Consider the following 24,376-nt stretch of genomic DNA (forward strand, 5'->3'; position numbering starts at 1 on the left):
GCCGCTAAGGCTACTTTGGCTTTGAAGTCGGCGCTGTATTGTTTGCGTTTATTGCCCATGAAATACTCCTATCACAGTTTGAGTTTTCAGAGCTTAACTACCTGTCCAGTTTTTGGGGTCCACCGTACCTCTCGAGCGATCGAAATACAAAAACCGGGGTTCTTTGCACACTCTCAATTTTTAAAAGCCCCTAGAAGAACCCCGGTTTTTAGTCCTCACGAGCGATCGATTACACTAGAACTAAGCACAACGGTCATCCCAATGGTTCCTAACTCCCTGCGGTGGACAACTCGCGATCTGGATGTCATGCCCGACGATGGCGGCTGGAAACGCTATGAAATTATCGATGGAGAATTGTTTGTGACCCGCGCCCCCCACATCCGCCACCAAGCCTCAGGTGGCCACATCTATGTAGAATTGGCAATCTGGTCAAGAACAACCCAACTGGGGGAACCCTTTCAAACTCCAGGCGTTATTTTCACCCCGACTGATGCCGTTATTCCGGATGTGGTTTGGATTAGTCGAAACCGCCTCGCGAATGGCGTGGATGAAGCCGGTCACCTGGTGGTCGCGCCTGAGCTGATGGTTGAAATTCTGTCCCCCGGTGCCATCAACGAGCAGCGCGATCGGGAAGTCAAACTCAAGCTGTACTCCCGCCACGGTGTGCAGGAATATTGGATCGTCAACTGGCAACTCAAAACCCTAGAAATCTATCGCCGCACCAACGCCCAACTCCAACTGGTCACCACCCTCCTCGAATCCGACACCCTCACCTCCCCCCTACTACCGGGATTCAGCACCGCGATCGCTCAGATTTTTACCTAGCCCCTGCTAACAAAAACCGGGATTCTATTAGTAATCTAATTCTTCGAAGCATAATTTAAGAATCCCGGTTTTTAGGTCAAATTCTCCTACTTCCCATTGCTGCCCATGGTTCTCCAGCCCTTTGCCCGCAACCAGCCGATTCCTCCCTTAGAAAGCGGCGATCGCTTAACCCGTGCAGAATTCGAGCGTCGCTATGAAGCAACCCCCGAAAAATTTAAAGCCGAACTGATTGAAGGAGTGGTTTACGTGGCATCCCCGGTTAGAGTCTTCCATGGAACCCCCCATGCGGCCTTAATCGGGTGGTTAACCGTGTATTGGGCTGCAACCCCTGGCGTCAGCGTGGCAGATAACACCACCACCCGACTGGACATGGACAATGAACCCCAACCAGATGCCTTACTGCGCATTGAAACCGGGGGGAGTTCCACCATTAGTAACGATGGCTACATTGAAGGGGCACCGGAACTCATCGCCGAAATTGCGGCCAGTAGTGCTGCGATCGATCTGGGAGCCAAGCAAAACGCCTATCGTCGCAATGGAGTTCAGGAATATCTCGTCTGGCAAACCTTTGAAAATCGTTTAAGTTGGTTCCGCTTGCAGGATGAGGAATTTGTGTTGGTGGAACCGGATGCCGATGGCATTATTCGCAGTCGTGTGTTTCCAGGATTATGGTTAGCAATGCCTGCGCTCTTGGATGGCAACATTGCTGAAGTTCTCAAGGTACTGCACCAGGGGCTCGCGGATCCCAGCCATCAAGCCTTTGTTCAGCAGTTGGCTAAGCGATAAATCCTCAAACAAAAACCGGGGTTCTCTCACACTCCCAAATTTTTAGAAGCACCCAGAAGAACCCCGGTTTTTAAGCCTTCATCGATCGCGCTACGGCACAAACTTCTTAAAGGCCAGCGTTACATTGTGACCGCCGAATCCAAAGGAATTCGACAGCGCCACATCCACGACCTGTTCCCGGCTTTCGTTTGCAACGTAATCCAAATCGCAGCCCTCGTCAGGGTTGTCTAAGTTGATCGTCGGTGGCACCCGATCGTTCGCGATCGCCATCACACTGGCCACCGCCTCAATCCCCCCCGCACCGCCGAGCAAGTGCCCGGTCATCGACTTGGTGGAACTCACCGTAATCTTGTAGGCATGATCGCCCAGCGCCAACTTAATCGCAGCGGTTTCGTTGGGGTCATTAATCGGCGTACTGGTGCCGTGGGCATTGATGTAACTGACCGACTCCGGCAACAAATCCGCATCCTTCAGCGCCAGGGAAATCGCCCGAGCCGCATCCTTCCCACCGGGCGTTTGACCCGTCATGTGGTAGGCATCACAGGTGGCACCGTAGCCCACCAGTTCCGCGTAAATTCTGGCACCCCGCGCGATCGCGTGTTCCATTTCCTCAATCACAAGGATCCCCGATCCTTCCCCTAGAACAAAGCCATTGCGATCGCGATCGAAGGGGCGGCTAGCATGGGTCGGGTCATCATTGCGGCTGGTGCAGGCCGCCTTACAAGCCACAAAGCCCGCCACCGACAAAGGCGTTACCGCCGCTTCCGTCCCGCCACAAATCATCGCCTGGGCATAGCCGCCGCGCACAATCCGGAACGCATCCCCGATCGCATTGGAACCCGCCGCACAGGCTGTTACAGAGCAGGAGTTTGGCCCTTTCGCACCCAACTGAATTGCCGTCACCCCGGCTGCCATATTAGCAATCATCATGGGAATCATGAACGGGCTACAGCGATCGGGCCCTTTAGTGCGATAGACCTCATGCTGATCCTCCAGCACCTTGAGGCCACCGATCCCTGTCCCAATCAGCACCCCGATTTGCTCGGCATTCAGTTCATTAATTTCTAACTTGGCATCGGCAACTGCCTGCTTACTGGCCGCCACCGCAAACTGAACAAAGCGATCCATGCGTTTCGCCTCTTTGGGCGGCATATACGCACTGGGGTCGAAGTTCTTCACTTCCGCTGCAATCCGACAGTCGTGAGCGGCAGCATCAAACAACGTGATTGGCCCAATGCCATTCCGACCCGCCATCAATCCGTCCCAATACTCGTTCAAAGTATTGCCGATCGGCGTAATTGCACCGAGACCTGTGACTACAACGCGCTTATATCCAGGATTTGCCATGATTTACAGTTCAAAGGTGAGGTCAAAAGTTCTGAGTCTTGAAGCTTGAGTCTTGAGCCAGAGTCAGAACTGAAAACCCAAAACCCAGAACCCGAAACTTTAACAATTAAGCAGACTTCTCTTTGATAAAGTCCACAGCCGCTTGGACGGTCGCAATGCTTTCCGCAGCTTCATCGGGAATTTCGATGTCGAACTCTTCTTCCAAAGCCATCACAAGTTCAACGGTATCCAGGGAATCTGCACCGAGGTCATTTTGGAAGCTGGCTTCAGGGACAACCTTGTCCGCTTCCACGCTGAGTTGATCCACCACGATGCCTTTTACTTTTTCAAAGATTTCAGTCTCAGTCATAACCTTCCTCAATTGTTTGCAGCCACTAATAGCAGCAATGCTCTCCTACAGAGACTTCATTATTCCATGAATTGGGATCTTGGAAGGGAGGAGGCCGGTTTGAGCCCAGGAAATTTTGCAATTAGCAACCTGTTGCGATCGCCCAGAAAGGCCGAGCCGCCGCAATGGAAGGTGCAAAAGCCCCGAGTTTCCCGAAGCGCTAGTCTGTTGCCCCAGCCGTGACCGATCGTAGGCGACTCCGTTAACTTTGGGCAACTCCGTTAACTCTGCATGATTCCTGCTGCACGATTCACTTTGCACGGAACTTTGCACAATTAACTCTGCACAAACGGGGTCACGAGTGCTAAGTCTGGACGCAGTATCCGCGCATCTCGCAAGTAGGGATGGTAGATTTTTTGGGCGGGATCGGGGGTGTTGAAATGCAGCAACAACCGAATACAACGCTCCAAGCTACCCGCCACATACATGTGCTGAAAATCCATCAGAGGAACCTGATCCCAGCCGGGACGTTTCCGGGCGATCGCCGCTGGAAAAATAGCATCTAGATCCCGAGTCACGGAGAACGTTACGCTAACCACTTCCGACAAATCCAGCGGATTTCGGGACTCTAGTTCATCCAATAACTCTGTCACTGCCTCTGCGATCGCGTCTTTCGTATTTTCAGTGACGGTGATTGCGCCCCGAATTGCTCGAACTCGCCAGTGCACGTTAGGTATCCTCCGGGTGTGAAATGAGGTGAGCAAACTAATCATAGGAGATCTGGACACAACAGCCTCCCGGAGAACCGTCGCAAAATCGTAGAGGAACCTAGGATGATGGGATCCGGGAATTTTCGTAGAACCGGTCTATTCCAGTCGTCGTCGGGGATTGTCACCCCTGGGATCCCCCTGATAAATCCCCGCTACCAGACTAGCTAGGGAGAACCGCCTTTGCCAACCACGATCGGCCCTATTTTGTAGAAACAGTTTATTCCCACGCCCAACGCTTTACGGAATTTTGATGTCTCCCTGTGAGACTTCCCTCCAACCACTGGGGATGAATGGGTCGGTCATTAGGCTAGCGTGACAGGCCAGGTTGACAGACTAGCGTGACAGGCCAGGTTGACAGACTAGCGTGACAGGCCAGGTCACGGACGGTACAACCAGAGCGGCATACCCTGGGTTTCCAACTCAAACTCCAGCCAGTTGATCCCCGTTTGCAGGGCAGGTACCTTGGCCCAGGGTTGCAGGCGCGATCGGCTCCCCGTGACTCGACTCAGCAAGGGCTTGGGTTCCTCAAACCGAAAGACCTTGGCTTTGTCCGGATCTAGCCCTGCCAGTTCCGCAGCCCAGCGGCGAGCATCTTCCTCCGTTCCGAGGCGATCGATCAGTCCCAGCTTCAGCGCCTGCTCACCGGTAAAAATGCGACCATCGGCGAACTGCTTCACAGCATCCGGTTCCAACTTGCGGCCCTCCGCCACCACCTGAACAAATTGTTCATAGCTGGTGTCGATCAAGTCCTGGAGAATCTGCTGTTCTGGCTCCGTCAATTCCCGATCGAAGGAAAGGATATCTTTATACGGCCCCGATTTAATCACCTTAAAGGACACACCAACCCGATCGAGCAGGCGTTCCAGGTTATTGCCCCGCAGAATGACGCCAATGCTGCCCGTAATGGTGCCGGGGTTGGCCATGATGTGCTGGGCCGCCACCCCAATGAACACGCCACCCGACGCAGAAATATTGCCAAAACTCGCCACCACCTTACAGCCCTTGTCCTGGAGCCGTTTAAGGGCGCTGTAGATTTCGTAGGAGTCGCCCACGGTGCCGCCGGGACTGTCGATCCGCAGCAGCAACACCGGAAATTTGCGCTCCTCCACCTCTTTCAGCGCCTCCAGTACCCGCTTGCGGGTGCCACTGGCGATCGCGCCTTGAACTTCAATGCGAGCAATTTGTTTTTTGTAGCGGGGACGAAATGGAAACATGATTTGTGGGAGGTTGAGAGGGCCTAAGATGCAGTCAATGGTGTGAAATGGGTGTGAAAGCTATGGATTGGAAGCCAGAGCGTAGAATCCAGAGTGCGCAGTAAACGCCATCCAGTCAACCCACATCGGGCAACCCGATCGAGCGAATTGAAGGATTTCTCTGCTTCACACCCTATACAAATACTTTACACAACTACATAATTTAACTAATCCTTCCACGCTCTTAACCTTGCCATGCTGTCAAAGCTTTCCCAGGGGAAATCCATTTCGGCGCTGCTGTTGATTGCTCCCTTCTTCTTTTGGGGCACGGCTATGGTCGCCATGAAGGGCGCGATCGCCGATACCACGCCGTTTTTCCTAGCGGGATTTCGTCTTGTTCCGGCGGGCTGTTTAGTGTTACTAGCGGCCTTCCTGAGTCGCCGAGAACAGCCGAAAACCTGGCAGGCTTGGCTGTGGATCAGCCTGTTTGCCCTCGTGGATGGCACCCTCTTTCAGGGGTTTCTGGCCCAGGGCTTGACCCGTACGGGAGCTGGATTGGGGTCGGTGATGATTGACTCCCAACCCTTGGCCGTGGCGCTGCTGGCTTGGATTTTGTTTGGTGAAAAGATTGGTTTGATCGGCGCGATCGGGCTGCTCCTCGGGGTCGTGGGCATTAGCTTGCTGGGCTTACCCCAGGAATGGATTAGCCAGTGGGTGGATCCTGCTGCCTGGGGGGCAACGAGTTTCAGTTTTGTGCCCCTAGATCTGATCAGTAGCCTGTTTGATAACGGCCAATGGCTAATGCTGATGGCGGCCCTGTCCATGGCGATCGGGACGGTGATGGTGCGCTACGTTTCTCGTTACGTGGATCCGGTGGTTGCAACGGGGTGGCATATGATCCTAGGTGGACTGCCGCTGTTTCTGCTCTCCGATTGGCTGGAAACTGGCCAATGGACGGCCTTAACCTCTACCGATTGGCTAGCCTTGGGCTATTCCACGATCTTTGGCAGTGCCCTGTCCTACGGTTTGTTTTTCTACTTTGCCTCCCAAGGGAATTTAACAAGCCTCAGTTCCCTGACGTTTTTAACCCCTGTTTTTGCCCTGACCTTTGGTAATTTCTTCCTAGCTGAAAATTTAGAACCCTACCAGTGGCTAGGGGTTGCCCTCACCCTAGTCAGCATTTACGCAATCAATCAGCGGGATGTCCTCACCGCCAAGCTCTGGCCCACGGGGGATACCCCAGATTCCTCGCAGGCTTTAACCAATTCAGTGGCCGATCGCCCAGAGGGAAGCACCATGGCCACGGTGGCCGTAGGCTTGGCCGACGATCGGGGCTCTGAATCCTAAAATTTCTGCACCGTAACCGGACTGGGAAGTTAGGATTGAACCAAGTTTGTGCAATCTGAAGAGTATTAAGACTTCTCTGAGCAAAATTGAACGTTATGGCTTCTCGCTGCCCAAAATGGTTTTGGATTGCCTGTTTGACGGGGATCAGTTGGTGGATCCCGGTTTCAGTCCTGTCCGCTACCGCCCAGAGCGCTGCACCATCGGCCCCAGCTACCCAACCCGCAGCCGAGAAATCTGCCAAGAAATCTGCCGAGAAGTCTACGGAAAAACCAACCCCACCCTCAGCTCAATCCAAGACTGAAAAATCCAGCAAACCACCCACCAAACCTTCCCTGAAAAGGCTACTCGTGCCAGGGGTGATGGGCCTCTCCGTTGTGGGTGTGGGCGTGGGGACTGTCGTATTAATTTTGCGGCGATCGGCGATCGGGCAACCGTCCCAGCAAACCCGACCACTAGGAACCTCAACCGCTCCAGCCCCCCAAGCCTACATTCCCCTAGCACAACGAGCAGCAGCAACCACTCCTCCCGCCGCCGTCGAACCCACCGTTCAACCCACCGTCGAACCTGCCGTCGAACCCACTGGTAAACCCACCGTCGAATCCACAGCAGGTGCAACTCCCACAGCAGCCCCAGAGACAAACCATCCGATCGAGCCCCCCACCCTAGAGTCCCCCACTCCCCAATTTCCAATCTCCACTCCCCAATCTCCACTCCCTACTCCCCAATCTCCACTCCCCACCCACCCCACTCCCCCTCTCCGCCTCAGCAAACACAACATCGTTGATACCCTCCTCCAAGAACTCCAACAATGCGATCCCCAAAAGCGTCAAAAAATTATTTGGGAATTGGGCCAACGGGGAGATAGTCGAGCGGTGCAACCCCTCGTGGATCTGCTGTTGGACTCAGATTCTCGGCAGCAGAGTTTAATCCTGTCGGCCCTCTCGGAAATTGGCACCCGCACCCTCAAGCCCATGAGCCGAGCCTTGGCACTGTCTTTACAGAATGAAAATGCCGATGTGCGGAAGAATGCCATTCGGGATGTCACGCGCATCTATGACCTAGTGGCTCAGATTAGCCAACTCCTCCATAGCGCAGCAGAGGATCCGGATACAGAGGTGCAGGCAACGGCTCAATGGGCCTTAGGGAAAGTCAATCGGATTAAAGCTGCCCCGCCAGAATCCCTTAATTAACCCTCAAAATAATCGTCCAAGCCTCACTGACTCGGCTTTTCTTCCCTAGGGTTCTCCCAACGGAGAGCGACATGGGATACTAACGACGTTAAGCCTTTGGAGAGATGGACTAGGGTATGCGATCGCTCAAACTGTTGTTTGTTTCAACCTCGGTGGGGGCCCTGGGCTCCGGATTGGGAGGGGGCGTGGAACTGACGCTACGCAATTTAGCGATCGCCCTTCATCAGCGTGGCCATTCCGTCACGGTTGTTGCCCCCGATGGCTCAAAACTAGAAAGTTTTTCGCTGGTTGAAATCGTCGGGAATTTGCAAACGACGGCCCAAAGCCAAGGTCGAGAAGCGCCGATTACCATGCCCAGCAATCCCGTCATCGGCAACCTGTGGAGCTATGTGCGGCAAGTTCAGTCCTGCTATGACCTGATTCTCAACTTTGCCTACGACTGGCTACCGTTTTACCTGACGCCCTTTTTTACGACCCCGATCGCCCATTTGGTCAGCATGGGATCCCTCTCAGATGCCATGGATCAAGCCATTCTGGACGTGGCAGACTCCTTCCCCAACACGATCGCGGTGCACAGCCATGCCCAAGCGCAAACCTTTGAAATGGGGTTTACCTACTTCAATCTGCAAAATGGGTTAGATCTCTCCCAATACCAGTTTTGTTTAGAGGCTGGCGACTTTCTGGCCTGGGTCGGGCGGATCGCACCGGAGAAAGGGCTGGAGGATGCCGTACAAGCAGCGGCCCAGACGGGACTTCCCCTGAAAATTTTTGGGGTGATTCAGGATGCCGCCTACTGGCAACAAATCCAAACCGACTATCCCCAGGCGGCCATGGAATGGATGGGATTTTTGTCTACCCAGGAATTGCAGAAAGCCCTAGGCCCTGCCCAAGCCCTCCTGATGACGCCCAAATGGGTGGAAGCCTTTGGCAACGTCGCGATCGAAGCCTTGGCCTGCGGGGTCCCCGTAATTGCCTACCGCCGGGGCGGGCCAGCGGAAATTATCCAATCGGGTTACAGCGGATGGTTGGTGGAACCCGACTCCGTGGAGGAACTGGTGCAAGCCATTCACAAAATTCCCCAAATCTCTCGCACCATTTGCCACCGAGAAGCCGAAATGCATTATTCCCTGGCGGCCTTGGGCGATCGGGCGGAGGCTTGGTTTAAGCTGATTCTGCAAAATGAAGCGATCGACTAGTGGGTTCTCTCGCGTCGTTCTGACAGGAATCAGGGACAATGAATGCCAAGAATTTCGTATGAGAGATTTTGAATGCGTCCGTGCTGTTTCCCGACTCCGCTTAAACCGGGTGATTCACTGTGTGCGATCGCGCCTAGTGGTGCCCTTCGAGAACAAACAGCCTTTCACCAAGGGCTAGAAATTTGGCAGGCACGGGGCTACCAGGTGGATGTGCTTCCCGGCTATGACGATCGCTGGGGCTACCTGGCAGGCACTGACAAAGCCCGCTGTCAGCAGTTAGCGACGGCCTTGGCCAACCCAGACTATCGGGCCGTTCTCTGTGTGCGGGGGGGCTGGGGCGGGGCACGCCTCTTGGAAACCTGGCAGGCCACCTGGGGAGATTTGATTATGGCTGAGCCGAAGTGGTTAGTGGGCTTTTCCGATATCACCAGTTTGCTGTGGGCCTTGAGTCTACAGGGCATCAGCGGCGTCCATGGCCCCTTACTAACAACGATCGCCCAAGAGCCGGGGTGGTCATTGCTACACTTATTCGATCTCGTGGAAGGTCGTGCCCTGGAACCCTTACAGGGCAAAGGCTGGGGTGGAGGCATTGCATCCGGGTTACTGCTTCCGGCCAATTTGACCGTGGCAACCCATCTGCTCAATACGGCTTACCAACCGGATTTACAGGGCATTATTCTGGCGCTGGAGGATGTGGGAGAAGCCCCCTATCGCCTCGATCGCATGTTGACCCAGTGGCGCATGACGGGAGCCTTGCGGCAAGTGGCGGGGATTGCCCTTGGTCGATTCAGCCTCTGTGATGCCCCCAGTCACATTCCCAGTTTTACCGTGGAAGAAGTGTTGCGCGATCGCTTAGGGGATCTTGGCATTCCGATCGTGGCGGATTTGCCCTTTGGCCATGAAGGTACGAATATCGCGTTGCCGGTTGGAGTTCCGGTGACGCTAGATGGCGATCGGGGCGCTCTTTACTTCGCTGAAGCCGAATGACCGATGCCTGATTGGGCGCTGGATTGACAAGCGTCACCAGGAATCGTAAAACTTTGCCATGCAGAGCTGGAGAGCTATGTTACATTGACAGCACTATTTCGGACAGCGCCATTTGGAAGTTAGTCCCTGTTTTAGGTCTGTGGAGTGCGATCGATGGAATCTTGCTTGCAGTTGCTTTGGCGAACGCTCCGGTGGCCTCCTAGGGTTGCAGGAAAGCTGGGGGTCTACCGTATTTTGATTGTGACGTTGATTCTGGGAACAGCTTTGCCCACCCAGGCTCAATCGATTCTGAATATGGTGATGGGAGAAACGCAGGATGCGCTCCCACCCCCCCCAGGGTTTACGGGTTCTGCTCCAGGCAGTTCCACGCCTGCTAGTGCCCCTACTCCTAGTGCCCCTGCTCCTAGTGCCCCTAGTAATTTTGTCGTCGTTCCCCCGACGGGCATTCCCCCCATGGGCACTGTTGCACAGGCCAATCCGGCAGCCCGTGCCCTCACACCGGCTTATCGAATTTTGGTGGACGATCGTGCCATCAGCCTAGCGCAAGCGAAACAGATTGAACCCCAAGCCTTCATCACCACGATCGGGGGGCAGCAATGGATTCAAGTGGGAGCCTTTAGTACCCAAAATGCGGCGTTCCAGCAAGTGCAGCGTTTTGCGAAGCAGGGGATTTCCACGCGCGTAATCGGGGCAAATGATTCACCACAGCGTCCGCCAAACTCGCAAACGACAATGCCCACGGGCTACTATGTGGTGGTTCCAGTCGCCATTGATCAAGTTAATCCAGTGGCGCGGCGGTTGGTTAATCTGGGCGTTTCAGCGCAGTATACCCAGTTGCGGGATAAACCCTTGGGTTTGCATTTTTCGATCGGAACCTATGCCGATCGAAAAACCGCTGAACAACTCAGTGATTATCTCCGGAGTGATGGAGAGTTGGATGCCCGGGTGTTCTATCAACCTTAGGGCCAGTAATGTTGAATTTTGGTACCCAGATATACCCTAGATCACTTGTCCCAGCATCCAGCCGGAGGCCAGCCCAATCCAAGCAGTTACGGTCATGATGACGGTTGATAGTTTTTCTCCGTAGCGCGCGGATTGCAGATCAATGCGGGCCAAGGCTTCACAGGCCAACAGCATAAACACGGGCAAAAAGAGTTTGAACCAGTTCAGCAAAATGGATGCCATGGCTGCCAGTCCCACCAAAGTGGTAAATGCAACGGCATCGGATTCAAAGCGTCCATTCAGGAACCGTCCAATATTGGTGAGCGGATGGACGAAGAAAACGGCGAGAACCAGCGCCCAAACAGCCGCAATCCAAAAACTGGTCGGGGGATCGGCGGTTTCGGTTAAAAATTTACCAAAGGCCGTGTAGGCACCGAGGAGCAGAAAAACAGCCCCCCATGGAGATTGTTTGAATTGTGCCATTGAAGAAATCCCCGTTGTTTGAATGGACAGTTCCGACAAAAACGCTCGATCGCCGGTAATGATTATGGCATCACCAGCGATCGAGCGTTGTCCATGGGAGAGGAAATTAAAATTCGAGGCAATTAAACGGGTTGCGATTGGAGTCTGAATAACCGTTAAGCGCTGCTAGAACTTCTCGCCCACTGAAATCATGCGGACTTCTCCGTTGCGGCGAATGGTGGCCACTGCGCCATTGGTATCGACCAATGTCCAACCGCTAGAACCAATGTTTTCTCCAATCCCTACGGTTTGCGTCACGCCATTCGATCGGAAGATTCCGCCGGTACCTCCGGCAGCTCCAATAAATTCCCGTTGCGGCGCAGGGGCCGCCGCGGGGCGGTTCGCAGGGGCGGCCCCGGCACGGTTGGCCGATGCTCCTACGGCTCCCACGGACGCCACAGAGGATCCAACTGGAGCCCCATTGGGCGCAAAGCGATTGACCAGGGCCGTTAAGCGATCGAGCACTTGGTTTAACTCATTGCGAGTGGCATCGGGAGCAGCATTGGGAGCCGTGGGTAAGCCTGCATTGCCTGGAGCCTTGCCATTCATCGCGGCAGGTTTTGGCAAAAGCACACCAGAAGTGGAACCCAGCCCACTCGGGTTACCCGACACAGGGGTTCCCGGCACCACGACCTTAGGCACTCCCGCAACGACTCCATTGGCGGCTCCGTTGGGCGCAGGGCCGAGGGCAACAGAGGATGCGGAGCCAGAAGACTGGGCCACTTTTTGTTCAATGGATTCCAGCGATCGGCCTAGGTAATCTGCAAATTTTTGATCAGCGGGACTGACGGTGGGCACAGTGGCCACAGGTTGGGTCGGTGCAGGCGGTTGACTCAGCGCTTGGATGACGCGGCTCAACACCCCTTGGCTCGCCAACCAAATCATGACAGCGGCAAGGGCGGAGGAAGCCCCCACAAACATCAATAGCTTTTCTGCTAAGCCATAGGATGCCTTGCGTTGTTCCTGGCGAGCCAACTCTGTCGGGGCGGCGGGCAATTCCAAAGATTCATTAAAATTGGCAACGGCGGGGACGATGGGTTCCTCTGGGCGAGCCATCACCAAGCCGGGACGGGAGGCCACAAAGGCTGCTAAATCCAAATTCAGAGCCGATTTAGCCGGTTCCGCCACTTTGACAGAATCGGTCGGGGGCAATAAACTGCCGTCTAAAATTTGATCGACATCTCCAAACAACTCGTCCATCAAGTTGTTGGCATAGATAGAGGACGGTGGAGACGACCGATCGGCAACCTGTTGTGTTTCAACGGGAGCCTCTAAATCTGCGTTCCATGACTGTTCCAGGAGGATGTGATCATTCTTAAGATCGTGTGACATAGCGGTTCCACCAACCCATTCCGTCGGATTGACTCCAATAGATGCTTAGCAGTCTACTCGAAAAATCAAAAAACGCTACATATAATGTGGGACTTTTCTCAAAATCTGCCTTCAGGGCGATCGAACCGTCAGATATAGCGGTTTTCCTCCGTGGAGGGGCTTGAGGGAAATGTGCCAATTTCCCAAGTGGCTGTTGAGCCAAAATGTTGCCTGATCCGCTAGCTTGGGAAAGGTTGGCATCGGCTAGGCGCTTGAATTTGGGAAACGGTAGATTGGGAGAACAATAGGTTCAGCTTTGGAAACCGGGGAGGTGGCGGATGAGTTACATCATGGTGGACGTGGAAGCGGATGGCCCTATTCCAGGGGATTATTCGATGGTTGCTTTAGGCGCGATCGTGGTGGAGCCGTCCCTCAGCCAGACCTTTTATGCAGAACTCAAACCGATTTCCGATCGGTGGATTCCGGAGGCGCTCCAAGTGAGTCAGTTTACCCGTGAAGCAACCCTTCTGTTTGAGGAACCGCAGAGTGTGATGGAACGCTTTGCCCAGTGGGTGGATTCTGTAAGTATTGGCCGTGCTTTTTTTATTTCCGACAATAACGGGTTTGATTGGCAGTTTGTGAATTGGTATTTCCATCACTTTTGCGGGAGGAATCCCTTTGGCCATAGTTCAACGAACCTGGGTTCACTCTACAAGGGGTTAATGAAAGATGCATTTGTGAATTTTAAACATCTTCGCAAAACGAGTCATACGCACAATGCATTGGATGATGCGAGGGGAAACGCTGAAGCCCTCTTACAGATGAAGACGGAGTTAGGTTTGAAGATTAGCCTGAAGTGATAGTAGACAAAGGTGTAAACGGTCTTTTGGTGTAAACGGTCTTTTGATGTAAACGGTCTTTTGGTGTAAACGGTCTCTTTAGGGTGCGATCGCGTAGATTTCGTCTCTGCTTGCCCGCTAACTTGCCGTCTGACTTGTCCACACCATAACGCCTACCCCATAACGCTCACAGCATCAAGGCAATCCATCGCAATCAAGGCGACCCATCGCACCAAAACGCAGGGGCATGAAATATCTGAATTGGGCACCACACAGTTCGGATCTTTAGGCGATCGAGGTGGGTGATCTCGCCTTGGGCAAGTCTATCCTCAGGGTTCCCTAGCCTGATAAACTTTTGTTAATCACCTCTCATGTAATCACCCACCATGACTAAAGGATTTGGGCAACCCAAGGTAGCTAAAAAGCCGCCCTCCGAAGCTGCTAAAAAGCGGGCTGAAGCGGCGAAGCAGATGGACGATATGAAAGCAAAGGGGATGCCCGAGTTTGAAATTTACCTTCGGATTCGGGATAAAAAGCCGTGGTATCCGGTGGGTGCCATTTCTGTCCAGCGTTCTAATCAGATTAACCAAGCGATTTACGCCAACGAAGAGGGCTTGCTACAAGGCGCATTTCGCCTTTTTCCTATTCTGAAAAAGAATGCGCAAAATTTGGAGTATGGCTATCGGTTGAAGGACTATCGGGATGAGGAAATTCAACTCGCAGTGAAGCCCACTTCGATCGTGCCCAATGCGTTGCAAAATGCCGTTGCGAATGTTGGTGCAACGATCGGGGGACTGTTTAAGAAAAAATCTGTGTAGTGTCCGTCTTTTTGACTCCCCGAAAGCTATACTGAATGCACTGTTGGTCGAAGGTTGCGGCCTACTAAACTTAAGTAGCTACTAAACTAAGTAGCCTACTAAACTAAGCGGCCTACTAACAGGTTGTGGCCTGCTAACTTCGGGGAACGCGTTGCATTTCAGCCCATGACTCCTGATACCGAGCATTCATCGTCATCCTGGGAGTCCCAGCCTGATCCCAGTGTACTCCCAGGGGAGTCAGCAGTCGTTGTTCAAGATATTGTTCTATCGTTGGATTCGGGAGCGGGTGTAATCCCAATTCTTCAGGGGATTAGCTTTACCGTTCCTCGGCAGCAATTACAATTTTTGATGGGGCCATCGGGATCCGGAAAAACAACGCTTTTGCAAATTCTGGCTGGTTTTCTACGTCCGACGAGTGGGGATGTCCAGTTGTTAGGGCAGTCACTCAATTGTTTGACCAATGCACAATTGACACAATTTCGTTTGCGTCATCTCGGCTTCATTTTTCAGCATTTTAATTTGTTTCCAGCCTTGAATGCGGAAGAGAATGTTGCGCTGGCCTTACAGATTAAAGGCGTTCGCAAGCGGGAGTTGAAGGAACGGGCGATCGCGTTGCTGAATCAAGTGGGGATGGCCCATAAAGCCGATCGACTGCCGCGAGATTTGTCCGGCGGGGAACAGCAACGGGTGGCGATCGCGCGGGCGCTGGCAGGTGACCCGGAAATTATTATGGCCGATGAACCGACGGCGGCTTTAGATTCGGCTAATGGAAGAGTTGTGATTGATTTATTGCGCGATCGGGTGGTGCAGTCTGGTGCAACGGTGCTGATTGTGACCCACGATTTTCGGTTGTTGGACAAACACGATCGGGTGTTGTTTTTGGAAGACGGTAAGTTACTGAATGTATAAGACTGGGGCGCGCGATCGCCTACTCACCCTGACTGTTTAACCAATTGGTGAGATCCTCAATCGATTCAAAATCCAGTAAGGCTTCACCAAGGGATTCAAGGTGTTCGATCGAGAGCGCATTGATGCAATCGAGGGTGTGATCGGGGAGGGCTCCCACCTTGCGAGTCAGTTGTCGTAAAATCAGCGATCGTTCACGTTCCAGCGATCGTTGGGCTTCTTCCAGCCGACCTTCCTGTCGGCCTTCAACCTTACCCCGATCGTAGCCAATTCGTTCCACGCTGGTAATGTAAGGCACTTTGCGCTCCTCCTCGTAGGCTTGCAACTCTTGCCAAAACTTACGCTCTAACGCTTTGGGTAACCCCAAAATCCAATCGATGAAGTTGAACAGATTCAGCACATCTGTTTTATTATAGCCAGACTCATGCAGAGAGCTGAGTTACCCTGTAGCACGACGGTCGCCAATGTGGTTTCCCATCGCACAAAATTGCAATACTCGTAGCATGGTGATCGAAATAATCGAAAATCCGAAATGAAATTCAAGATGGGCAATAGCGATACATGGCAGAATGCGCCAGGATTTTCGATGATGCAAGTATCATTTGAAAAATCCTGGCGCAATTGATTTAGGAGATAGTCCTATCAGTGTCGCCTAAACAATCAAGGGAATGATTAAGGAATTAATTCTCCGGTTTCTTGTAAGGCGTTTAATCTAGCGTAGATACCACCGTGATCGATGAGATCTTCGTGGCTACCGACTTCAACGATTTCTCCTTGGTTTAACACCACGATTTTGTCGGCTTCGCGCACGGTGCTGAGACGGTGGGCGATAATGATGAGCTACAGGTACCAAACAGCGATCGCCGAAACCGTCGAAAACGCCCAAGCCACAGCAGTCATGGTTTCTATCATAGTTAGGGGATGGAAAGATGACAGATCGCTACTATTCTAGTCACCCCACTCAAGGGTGCCAAGGATTTTGAAAAAATAGTAGAAATTGACCGTTAATGCCACTAATGCCACTGCCCTTCCGCGATCGCATTTAACGCATCCCGATCGAGCACCGTAATCACGCCGCCCCGCCGATAGGCCACTACCTCCTGCATCTGCCGCAGGAGCCGCACCGACTCCTCATAGGTAATCCCAATGCTCCGGGCAATGTGATGGTGAGACAGCCGGAACGTTAACGATGGCAGCTCCCCCTTCAGCCGTTGTTCAGAAAGCAAACTCTGCTGCAACAATCTCGCCAACCGAACAATCGCCCGCTCAGAAATCAAATCATGAATCGTTTGGTGCATCTGCTGCAAACGCTGGTTGTACACCTCCAAAATCCGAAATGCAATCTCTGGCTGATTGCGAATTTGCTGAAACAACGCCTCCCGTTCGATCGTCAGTACTTGGGAATCCGTCATGGCCGTCACCGTCGCCGGAGCCAAGCCATCCCCCACCAACGCAGGCGCAGCAAAATTCTCCCCCGGCAACAATACCCGCAAAATCGTCTCCTTCCCCGAAGTCCCCACCCGCGTCAACCGTAACGCCCCCTGCACCAACCCATACAGCCGAGGCAACAGTCGATCGCCCTCCATCATGACAATTTCATTTGCAGCATAGTCATAGATCAACCCATGGGGCTGCAATTCCCCCAGATCCGCCAAGGATAAACCTTGGAAAATCGCCACTTCCGCCAGTTGCTGAATTGAAGCAATCTTAGATCCTTGAGCCATAGGGTGTGGTGCTGGATTCCCAGTGCGATCGCGTTCTCCCATTGTCCCTCGATCCCCAGGGTCTTGAGTCAGCAACATTTGACGTAGCCATTTGAGTCAGCAATATTTGACGTAGCCATTCGAGACAACAATATTTGAGACAACAGCATTTAAGACCACAGCGGGGAACCCTAAAAGTATTTAACAGAAACCAGCTTGGACAGAACCATGCCTAAGAAATTTCCCCTTCTTACCACGATCGCGCTACTGAGCCTGTTCACAGTGAGTTGTGGCGGCGATCGGGCTACCTCCAACGCCAGCAGCACCCCCGCCCCTCAGCAACCCGCCTCTCCAACCCCCGTTGCTTCCACCAGTCCCGCTCCCCTGCCATCGGCTTCCGCCCCCGCCACGCCCCAGGCAAATCTCACCCCTCAAAATGAATCCACCGCCCCAACGGGAACCCATGCGGGAACCAACGACAACACCTACCTTGTGCAAACCCAGGATGGATCAGCCTTAAATGTGCGGGCGGATATTTCCACCAATGCCGCGATCGTTGGTTCAATTCCCAATGGCACCCAAGTCCTGATGCACCTCAGCGATCGGAGTGGAGAATGGCTAGAAGTCTCGGCTCCCGGCAATCTGCGGGGCTGGGTTTCTGCCCAGTATCTGGTCGATCGTAAAGGCAACGTGGCCTCTCCCTCCCTTTCCGCAGCGGCCCAGCGTCTCGCCAACAGCACCCAAGCCAACAGCACTCAAGACAACACCCAAGACAACCCAGCCAACGAATCGCCCTCTGAAAATGCATCAGGCAAAACCTATCGAGTCAAAACCGTCGATGGGACAGCCTTGAACCTGCGCGTCAGCCCCCAATTGGGCACAGATGTCGTGGCCAAACTCCCCAATGGCGCGATCGTCACCGAAGTCGGTACTGTAGGGCAATGGACGGAAGTGGTGACTTCGGATGGGTTACGGGGCTATGTGGCGACCAACTATCTGGTAGACAACTAGCTGCGGGTCAGACCAGACGTGGCTTCCCCTGTGTGGCTTTCCATGTGTGGCGGCCTCGTCTTTAGCCAGGGAAGCTCACTGAAGGCAAATTTCTCAAGAAAAAACGACCGCCCTGCTGGAATCCAGCCCTGCGATCGCGTTCAACTTTGATCCTCTGAATATGCTTCTATAAGATACTCAATTTGTTGAGTGAATGCTTCCCCCGATCGTCATCAAAAACAATGACTAAAGTCATGCTTCCAAAAATCAACCCCGGCTCCACTCTCCCCGGCGAACTGCGATAGGATGACAAAAGACTCCGTCCAGACAGTCCTCTCCATCGCGCCTTTAAGGGGTGCCATTGACCTATGTCACCTGCTACCTCCATGCCCGAACGGGTTTCAGCCTCTCCCTCCATCCGACGCATTCTGCGCTATGTCGAGTGGACAGTCCTCACCGTCATTTTCATCGTGATTCTTGTCACCCCCCGGTTGACCCCTTGGCAGCAGTTACCCACTTGGATGGTATTTCCCTTCCTCGGAATGATTGCCGCGATGAGCTTTTGGATGCCCCTAGACCAACCTGCTTGGCAACGCCGCAGCTATGTCTTAGTTGAAATCCTCTTAGTCTTCGCCTGTCAGGTTGCTGGATTTAACTTTGATATTCTACTATATCTTTTCATTGCCAAAAGTTGTTTTCTTCTCAGTCGGCGGGACGTTGCTATTACGGTTATCGGTATTGGATGTTTCTGGCTCCCCTTCCAAGTGATGCTATTTCCCCATAGCGTTGAATTTATTCAACGATTTAACCAGCCCCAGGAAATCCATAAACTTGTCTTTAGTAATGTAATTAATTACATTGGTTCCTACATTACTGCCAGTGTCTTTGTCCTGTTGTTTAGTTATACGATCGTCGCGGAGTACAAAAGTCGCCAACGGGCCGAAATCCTCGCCCAGGAAGTGGAAACCCTCGCCGCAACCCTGGAACGCACCCGCATCGCCCAGGAAATCCACGACTCCCTCGGCCACACCCTCACCACCCTGGATATCCAACTGGAAGTGGCTCAAAAAATGCGCGATCGCGATCCCAAAATTGCCCTGCAAGCTGTAGACACTGCCAAACAACTGGCCAGCCAATCCCTCCAAGATGTGCGCCATGCCCTGCAAACCCTGCGATCGTCCACCGTCAATCTTAACGACGCTGTCCTCGACCTTGTGGAACAAACCCGTCAGCATAGCCCCTTTACCATCCAAACCCATCTGGATCTGCCACCCCTGCCCCTTCAGGCCAGTCATCAACTCTACTGCGTCATCAAAGAAAGCCTAATGAATGTGCAAAAACATGCCCTAGCGAGTCAGGTGGTACTGAACAGCCGCACCACCGCCGAGGAAATTGATTTATCGATCGCCGATGATGGTGTGGGATTTAACATGAATCTGCCCTATTCAGGCTTTGGCCTCCGGGGAATGCAGGAACGGATTGAATCCCTAGGCGGTAAAATTCACATCAAAAGCAATCCCAACCAAGGCACCGAAATCACCATTAACCTGCCTCGGAGCAGCCTCTCCGCTGAATCCCCCTGCTGTTCGGTCAACTGGCTTGCGGGTATCGCCCAGCGATCGGATAATTTTCCAGTGAAAACTATGGGTTCTAGTATTATTTTTATGATGATCAGCATGGCAAGTTCTTGTTTCCAAGCTTTGGATTAAGTCTTTCGTCAGTTTTATAATTTAGTTATTGAATGCATTTATCCCCGTATGATTCGGTTGTTGTTAGTCGATGATCAAGACTTATTTCGCCAGGGATTGGCTTCCCTGCTGACGATCGAAGAAGATTTACAGGTGGTGGGGCAGGCGGGCAATGGCCAAGAAGCGATCGACTTTTGCAGTGAGTCCCAGCCCGACGTGATTTTGATGGATGTCCGGATGCCCATTTGTGATGGGGTCAAGGCAACCCAGGAAATTCACCAGCGTTATCCTTGGATTCGGATTTTGGTACTGACGACGTTTGATGAGGATGAGTATATTTGGCAGTCCCTCCAAGCGGGAGCCATGGGCTATTTGCTAAAAAGTACCCCGTCTAACCAAGTGGCCAATGCCATTCGTTCCTTGCATCAGGGGCATAGCCAACTGGGGCCGACGATCGCGCCCAAGGTCTTCGCCCAAATTAACCCCACGCTGACTAATAAAGAATCCCAGCGTCATTTATTTAGTGAACGGGAACTGGAGGTTCTGATGTTGCTGGGTCAAGGTCATAACAATCGCGAAATCGCCCAAACTTTGCACTTGACTGAAGGCACGGTAAAAAATCACATTACACGAATTCTGAGTCAACTAGGAATGCGCGATCGCACCCAAGCCGCTCTCTGGGCACAAAAAAATCTTATGGACTAAGGCTCAAAATATAAGTTCGTCAATTATAAGACCCTAGGGCAGGGGCAACCCTTGCTGAAAAATTTTCTCTGGGCCTAGGGGCTCTGCATGATTAAATTGATTATCTGTAACAACTTGAATGATGTTAGCTTCGTTATTAGAAGTGCCATTGGATAAAGGTTGAATCGATCGAATAGTGATGCCTGCACGAATAAATGCAAAGGCAACAATTTTGACATCTTCAGTACTCACACCCGAACCATACAAAATAGTATTGGGTATTTGCGTGGTTTCGGAGAGGGGCTGAATGTCCTGATCAAATCCCAACTTAGTAAACACTCGTTTAAAATGCTGTGCATCAACGCCGATCGGTGTGTATTGCAGCGTAATTTTTTGCAGACGTTTGAGAACGGGTTTCGCCGTTGGTGAGGTTGGGTTGGGCGCGATCGGGGGTTGAATCCCTGCTCCTGAATTGGATGGGGAGGGTGATTTCCCCTCTGTTTCCGTAGCGATGATTTTAGCGGGGCTTGTGCCAGGATTGATCTGTTTTTCTAATTGCTTGAGTGTTTGCTGATAACAATCATCGGCTTGTTTGGCCTGCTGAAATTCCTGGGCTAGGATTGCGGGTTCCGCCTTTTGTAGGCTTTTAATTTTTTCGTCTGAGAATCCGAGCTTTTTTAGTTCCTGGCTGACCGTTTGGGTATCGCGGGCTAACTGGGTGCGAAGGACATCAATTTCTAGTTCCTTTCTAGCAATGTCTTGATTGAGATGGCCAACTTCTTCCCTTGCTTTTTGTACGGTGAAAAACAGAGTCAGCCCCGCAACCACGATCGTTCCAAGCGACACAATTGTACTGACTTGAATGATTCGTTTCGTCCGCAATCCAATTTCTGCTAGCCGTTGATTGGCAGATTCTACAATACGACTTTTAGTAATATATTGATGTTGTAATTCCGTCGGTTTTGGATTTTTATTTTCTGCTTCTATATACCATTGTTCACTCGTTTCTAAATCCTTACCCCTTAGCAAAAAACTATCGTCCCGATCGCGCTCCCATTCAATTGCTTTTACTAATAATCGAGTATGTTGCTGCACATGCTCCCAATCCGTTTCGATCGTCAGCGTCAGCGTCTTAAACATTTGCTGAAAATCATCACTTTCTCGAAAGAATAGCCAATTGTGGCGGCTGAGGGCTGGATGGACGAGGTTGGCATCGAACTGATCATCCCGTACCACTGGAATCAGCCGTTTGTTACACTTTACGGCATGGTCAATTTCCTGCTTGCATACAGTAGACAGAACAGAGTGGGGTGTCAGGATAAACAGAAAAATATTGGCCGACTCAATTCCGCGCTCAATGGCCTGCCACCAATCTGCGGCGATCGGAATATCTTCCCAGTCAATCCAAATATCGCGTTGTTGCTGCGACAAAGCGCCATGGAGTTGCTGGACAAAGGGCTTATCCTTGCGGGAATAGGAGATAAAAACGTCAGACATAGCAGGATCCCCAGAGCACGGAGGGTATGAAGGAAACTAGAATTTTAAGGTGTGCTATAGGCTTAAAAGTACGCTACAGCCTTAAAGTGCGCTACAGCAAGAAACAAAGACGTTTCTGAATCATTGTGCCAGTTGCGAAAATTGGTTGGCAAGGTTCCTAGATGCACTGCTCCCATACCATCTGCCTGTGGGACGATCGCTGGCTTTTCGGGCCTTGCGCTGATTTCCTGGACTCACGTTGATTTCCTCGGCTCGATTTGGCTATCGTGGGGTGTATTGTGGAATGTGTTCTCCCGCATGTGCTCTCCCGATCGCGTCTATGCTGTCTTTTCTTTCCGGTCTCATCGTGGCTCAGGCAACCCCGGCTCCCACCCCACGGGAAACTTTACGGCCCCAGGAAATGCGCAGTTTACCGGGGCAACTGGATAATATCCCGGTTTTTAACAGCAACAGCCCAGAATTGGTCTTGAAGGAAGGCATTCTTCTGTCTACCTTTCCCAAGGCTGGCAAACGAGTCCCCGAGGCCCACCTCAACTACGCATTTTCGGGACGCTTTGATCTGTTTGCCCACCACATTGCCAAGGGCACGCCCGAGAACCTGCGGACTCTTTACCTAGGCGTTCTGGTGCAAAATCCTGGTTCCCAGCCCGTTACGATCGACCTTTTGCAAGCCGCCAGTTACCTCAGCCAACCCGACGCTCCTTTTATCGATCTGCCGCCCTACGTTAATAATGCAGAAGGGACTGTCTATTCTGGCCCCGGTAGTCGGATTACCCATGAAGTGCTGCGGGGCAAGCGTCAAGATCTCTTTCCGCCCACGCTGACTCTGGCACCGGGCGAGAGCCAGATGCTCATGAACCTACCGATTCCGGTCAAAACCTTAACTCCCCCCTTAAATGGCCGATCGAGCCTGCTGAAATTGCGCAGTACAGGCCCCGTTTACCTCGCCAGTATGGCTTTGTTCGCCAAGGATGATGCGACTGGCCAGGAACGCCCCCCTACCCTGGCAGAATGGGCTGATCTACTCCAAACAGGTGAGCTATCCACCCCCCGCGATCGCGTTCCTACCCCGATCGAGCAAACCACGGGCCAGGTCATTTACGGTCGGGTGGCGGGAGTTTCCCTGGGGGCAGAATGGAAGGCTGTGGTGACTGACCCCGGACAGCCCAACCTGAAAATTCCTCAACCCGGCAATGCGTTTTCCTATGGCCTCAGTTTGCTCAATCGCGGTACCCTAGGGACCCAGCAGAACCAAAGCGCCAAAATGCTTGTGCGCTATCCCGATACGGCCTATCAGTCCCACGGGAATTACGTCGTCCGCTACAGTCTGACCTTACCCTTGGTTAATCCCAGCGATCGCACTCAGGCCGTGGCAATTATGGTGGAAACCCCCCTCAAACGCGAAGATACTCAACAGGGATTGCGCTTTTTTGACCCGTTACCGCGTCAGGTCTTTTTCCGAGGATCGGTGCGCCTTCGCTATACCGATGATGAGGGATTACCCCAATTGCGGAATGTTCATTTAGTGCAACGCCGCGGTCAGGCTGGGGAACCTCTGGTTGTCATGAATCTACGATCTCAGGAACGGCGGCTGGTGCAATTTGATTTTCTCTATCCTCCTGATGCCACTCCCCCGCAGGTCCTCACGGTACAAACTCTCAACCGTCAATAACGCTACTCTCCAGTTAGGGGTAAGAGTAACTGCATTACCCCTGCTCTGCTTCCTCGATCGGTTGAAAAATCGATCGCAGCTTTTGTAACGAAGAATTAATTCCCAGCAATTCAGATTCATTGAGCTGATCAAACCGCTCTTTCAAAAACAACATGTGTTCAGGAAAGACCCGCTCAAACACCGCATTTCCTTCTGGGGTCAGCTTAACAATGAAGCAGCGACGGTTGTTGGGGGGCACTTCCCGCCGGACTAACCCTTTTGCTTCCAATCGATCGACAATTCCCGTCAGTGTTCCTTTGGTGACTAACGTTCTGGCAGCGAGTTCATGCATCATCATGCCTTCGGTATTGCCTAAGGTGCAGATTACATCAAACTGGGGAGAGGTTAAGCCCAGCGATCGAATGTGGGGTTCATCCACTGCACAAAAGGCTTGGTAGGTTCTCACTAACTCTCGCAGCGTAACTATAAAGGTTGGCTTTTTTCCGTTTTGTTCAACGGGGATGCCTAGCGTCGAAGGACTGCCTGCCACCTCATCTGCACGTTTAGTCATCATCATAATTGTGAGTGTACTCCTCTGAGAACCAGTCTCAAATACAGCGATAAAGTCAATGATTGACAATAAGAACAATCAATACAATGACCTTCGCAATATATTAGTAGACCTTATCACAAGCCGATAAAGTCTTCCTAAAGTTCAGGCTAGGTAACTTTACCGAAAATTAATCAGGTGATCAACCTTCTTCCAACCTAACTTTCTGATTGTGTGACCACCTTTAACTGGTAATGTTCTCGCTTTAACTTTTCAATTGTTCAATTAAGTAATTTAGCGTCTGGA

25 protein-coding genes are annotated in these 24,376 nt (G+C 52.3%); 14 read left to right on the forward strand and 11 right to left on the reverse strand.

The features are described from left to right. The first annotated feature begins 261 nt into the window (after window positions 1-261). Window positions 262-825, forward strand: coding sequence for a Uma2 family endonuclease (locus tag H6G21_RS16325; RefSeq protein ID WP_190574500.1), 564 nt, complete (start codon window positions 262-264; stop codon window positions 823-825). 105 nt (window positions 826-930) lie between these two features. Continuing rightward, window positions 931-1,611, forward strand: a complete 681-nt coding sequence (locus H6G21_RS16330; RefSeq protein WP_190574501.1) for a Uma2 family endonuclease — start codon at window positions 931-933, stop codon at window positions 1,609-1,611. Window positions 1,612-1,701: 90 nt separating this feature from the next. On the opposite strand, the gene fabF is transcribed toward H6G21_RS16330, so the two are convergent. The 4 genes from fabF to sppA form a co-directional block, all read right to left on the reverse strand. Next, window positions 1,702-2,958: a beta-ketoacyl-ACP synthase II gene (fabF, locus tag H6G21_RS16335; RefSeq protein ID WP_190574502.1), complete on the reverse strand. Its 1,257-nt coding sequence runs from the start codon at window positions 2,956-2,958 to the stop codon at window positions 1,702-1,704. Window positions 2,959-3,064: 106 nt separating this feature from the next. Further along, window positions 3,065-3,307, reverse strand: a complete 243-nt coding sequence (locus H6G21_RS16340) for an acyl carrier protein (RefSeq protein WP_190574503.1) — start codon at window positions 3,305-3,307, stop codon at window positions 3,065-3,067. A 314-nt stretch (window positions 3,308-3,621) separates the two neighbouring features. Beyond that, a complete protein-coding gene (gene aroH / locus H6G21_RS16345; protein ID WP_190574504.1) occupies window positions 3,622-4,014 on the reverse strand; it encodes a chorismate mutase in 393 nt (130 codons plus the stop codon). 419 nt (window positions 4,015-4,433) lie between these two features. Then, window positions 4,434-5,273 (reverse strand): signal peptide peptidase SppA, encoded by an 840-nt coding sequence (sppA, locus tag H6G21_RS16350; protein WP_190574596.1) that lies wholly within the window; start codon window positions 5,271-5,273, stop codon window positions 4,434-4,436. 231 nt (window positions 5,274-5,504) lie between these two features. Between sppA and H6G21_RS16355 the strand changes: the two genes are divergently transcribed. From H6G21_RS16355 to H6G21_RS16375, 5 genes are all read left to right on the forward strand, one after another. Further along, complete coding sequence (locus H6G21_RS16355) at window positions 5,505-6,596, forward strand: DMT family transporter (RefSeq protein WP_190574505.1); 1,092 nt, start codon at window positions 5,505-5,507, stop codon at window positions 6,594-6,596. A 95-nt stretch (window positions 6,597-6,691) separates the two neighbouring features. Beyond that, window positions 6,692-7,786, forward strand: coding sequence for a HEAT repeat domain-containing protein (locus H6G21_RS25430; RefSeq protein ID WP_199307272.1), 1,095 nt, complete (start codon window positions 6,692-6,694; stop codon window positions 7,784-7,786). A 116-nt stretch (window positions 7,787-7,902) separates the two neighbouring features. After that, complete coding sequence (locus H6G21_RS16365) at window positions 7,903-8,982, forward strand: glycosyltransferase family 4 protein (RefSeq protein ID WP_190574506.1); 1,080 nt, start codon at window positions 7,903-7,905, stop codon at window positions 8,980-8,982. A gap of 72 nt (window positions 8,983-9,054) precedes the next feature. Continuing rightward, entirely contained in the window at window positions 9,055-9,969 is a 915-nt protein-coding gene (locus H6G21_RS16370) for an LD-carboxypeptidase (RefSeq protein WP_190574507.1), read from the forward strand. Between the two features lie 153 nt (window positions 9,970-10,122). Continuing rightward, entirely contained in the window at window positions 10,123-10,932 is an 810-nt protein-coding gene (locus H6G21_RS16375; protein WP_190574508.1) for a hypothetical protein, read from the forward strand. A 36-nt stretch (window positions 10,933-10,968) separates the two neighbouring features. Here H6G21_RS16375 and H6G21_RS16380 read toward each other — a convergent pair whose 3' ends face one another. The 3 genes from H6G21_RS16380 to H6G21_RS26065 form a co-directional block, all read right to left on the reverse strand. Next, window positions 10,969-11,394, reverse strand: a complete 426-nt coding sequence (locus H6G21_RS16380) for a hypothetical protein (RefSeq protein ID WP_190574509.1) — start codon at window positions 11,392-11,394, stop codon at window positions 10,969-10,971. 165 nt (window positions 11,395-11,559) lie between these two features. Then, the gene (locus H6G21_RS16385) at window positions 11,560-12,765 is read right to left on the reverse strand and encodes a hypothetical protein (RefSeq protein ID WP_190574510.1); all 1,206 of its coding nucleotides are present in this window, start codon (window positions 12,763-12,765) and stop codon (window positions 11,560-11,562) included. Window positions 12,766-12,876: 111 nt separating this feature from the next. Beyond that, window positions 12,877-13,005, reverse strand: a complete 129-nt coding sequence (locus H6G21_RS26065; protein WP_277875302.1) for a hypothetical protein — start codon at window positions 13,003-13,005, stop codon at window positions 12,877-12,879. Between the two features lie 77 nt (window positions 13,006-13,082). Here H6G21_RS26065 and H6G21_RS16390 point away from each other — a divergent pair, with 77 nt between their 5' ends. The 3 genes from H6G21_RS16390 (at window position 13,083) to H6G21_RS16400 (ending at window position 15,310) form a co-directional block, all read left to right on the forward strand. Continuing rightward, complete coding sequence (locus H6G21_RS16390; RefSeq protein ID WP_190574511.1) at window positions 13,083-13,604, forward strand: exonuclease domain-containing protein; 522 nt, start codon at window positions 13,083-13,085, stop codon at window positions 13,602-13,604. Between the two features lie 365 nt (window positions 13,605-13,969). Next, window positions 13,970-14,401 (forward strand): HHL1-like protein, encoded by a 432-nt coding sequence (locus H6G21_RS16395; RefSeq protein WP_190574512.1) that lies wholly within the window; start codon window positions 13,970-13,972, stop codon window positions 14,399-14,401. A gap of 165 nt (window positions 14,402-14,566) precedes the next feature. After that, a complete protein-coding gene (locus tag H6G21_RS16400) occupies window positions 14,567-15,310 on the forward strand; it encodes an ABC transporter ATP-binding protein (protein ID WP_190574513.1) in 744 nt (247 codons plus the stop codon). Between the two features lie 19 nt (window positions 15,311-15,329). Here H6G21_RS16400 and H6G21_RS16405 read toward each other — a convergent pair whose 3' ends face one another. Together H6G21_RS16405 and H6G21_RS16410 are read right to left on the reverse strand one after the other, a co-directional pair. Further along, window positions 15,330-15,707, reverse strand: coding sequence for a DUF4351 domain-containing protein (locus H6G21_RS16405; RefSeq protein ID WP_190574514.1), 378 nt, complete (start codon window positions 15,705-15,707; stop codon window positions 15,330-15,332). Between the two features lie 613 nt (window positions 15,708-16,320). Beyond that, window positions 16,321-17,031, reverse strand: coding sequence for a Crp/Fnr family transcriptional regulator (locus H6G21_RS16410; protein WP_190574515.1), 711 nt, complete (start codon window positions 17,029-17,031; stop codon window positions 16,321-16,323). 207 nt (window positions 17,032-17,238) lie between these two features. Between H6G21_RS16410 and H6G21_RS16415 the strand changes: the two genes are divergently transcribed. From H6G21_RS16415 to H6G21_RS16425, 3 genes are all read left to right on the forward strand, one after another. Continuing rightward, complete coding sequence (locus H6G21_RS16415; RefSeq protein ID WP_190574516.1) at window positions 17,239-18,021, forward strand: SH3 domain-containing protein; 783 nt, start codon at window positions 17,239-17,241, stop codon at window positions 18,019-18,021. A gap of 347 nt (window positions 18,022-18,368) precedes the next feature. Then, window positions 18,369-19,709 (forward strand): sensor histidine kinase, encoded by a 1,341-nt coding sequence (locus H6G21_RS16420; RefSeq protein ID WP_199307273.1) that lies wholly within the window; start codon window positions 18,369-18,371, stop codon window positions 19,707-19,709. Between the two features lie 48 nt (window positions 19,710-19,757). Beyond that, window positions 19,758-20,393: a response regulator transcription factor gene (locus H6G21_RS16425; RefSeq protein ID WP_190574517.1), complete on the forward strand. Its 636-nt coding sequence runs from the start codon at window positions 19,758-19,760 to the stop codon at window positions 20,391-20,393. 33 nt (window positions 20,394-20,426) lie between these two features. Here the strand turns inward: H6G21_RS16425 and H6G21_RS16430 are convergent, their stop codons facing one another. Continuing rightward, a complete protein-coding gene (locus H6G21_RS16430; RefSeq protein ID WP_190574518.1) occupies window positions 20,427-21,869 on the reverse strand; it encodes a TIR domain-containing protein in 1,443 nt (480 codons plus the stop codon). A 319-nt stretch (window positions 21,870-22,188) separates the two neighbouring features. Here H6G21_RS16430 and H6G21_RS16435 point away from each other — a divergent pair, with 319 nt between their 5' ends. Continuing rightward, window positions 22,189-23,541: a DUF3370 domain-containing protein gene (locus tag H6G21_RS16435; protein WP_190574599.1), complete on the forward strand. Its 1,353-nt coding sequence runs from the start codon at window positions 22,189-22,191 to the stop codon at window positions 23,539-23,541. Between the two features lie 34 nt (window positions 23,542-23,575). On the opposite strand, the gene H6G21_RS16440 is transcribed toward H6G21_RS16435, so the two are convergent. Beyond that, window positions 23,576-24,097 carry a MarR family transcriptional regulator gene (locus H6G21_RS16440; protein WP_242041883.1) on the reverse strand — a complete coding sequence of 174 codons (522 nt, stop codon included), beginning with the start codon at window positions 24,095-24,097 and terminating at the stop codon, window positions 23,576-23,578. Window positions 24,098-24,376: the final 279 nt, after the last annotated feature.

This window comes from Alkalinema sp. FACHB-956, assembly GCF_014697025.1.
GTDB lineage: Bacteria > Cyanobacteriota > Cyanobacteriia > Leptolyngbyales > Leptolyngbyaceae > Alkalinema.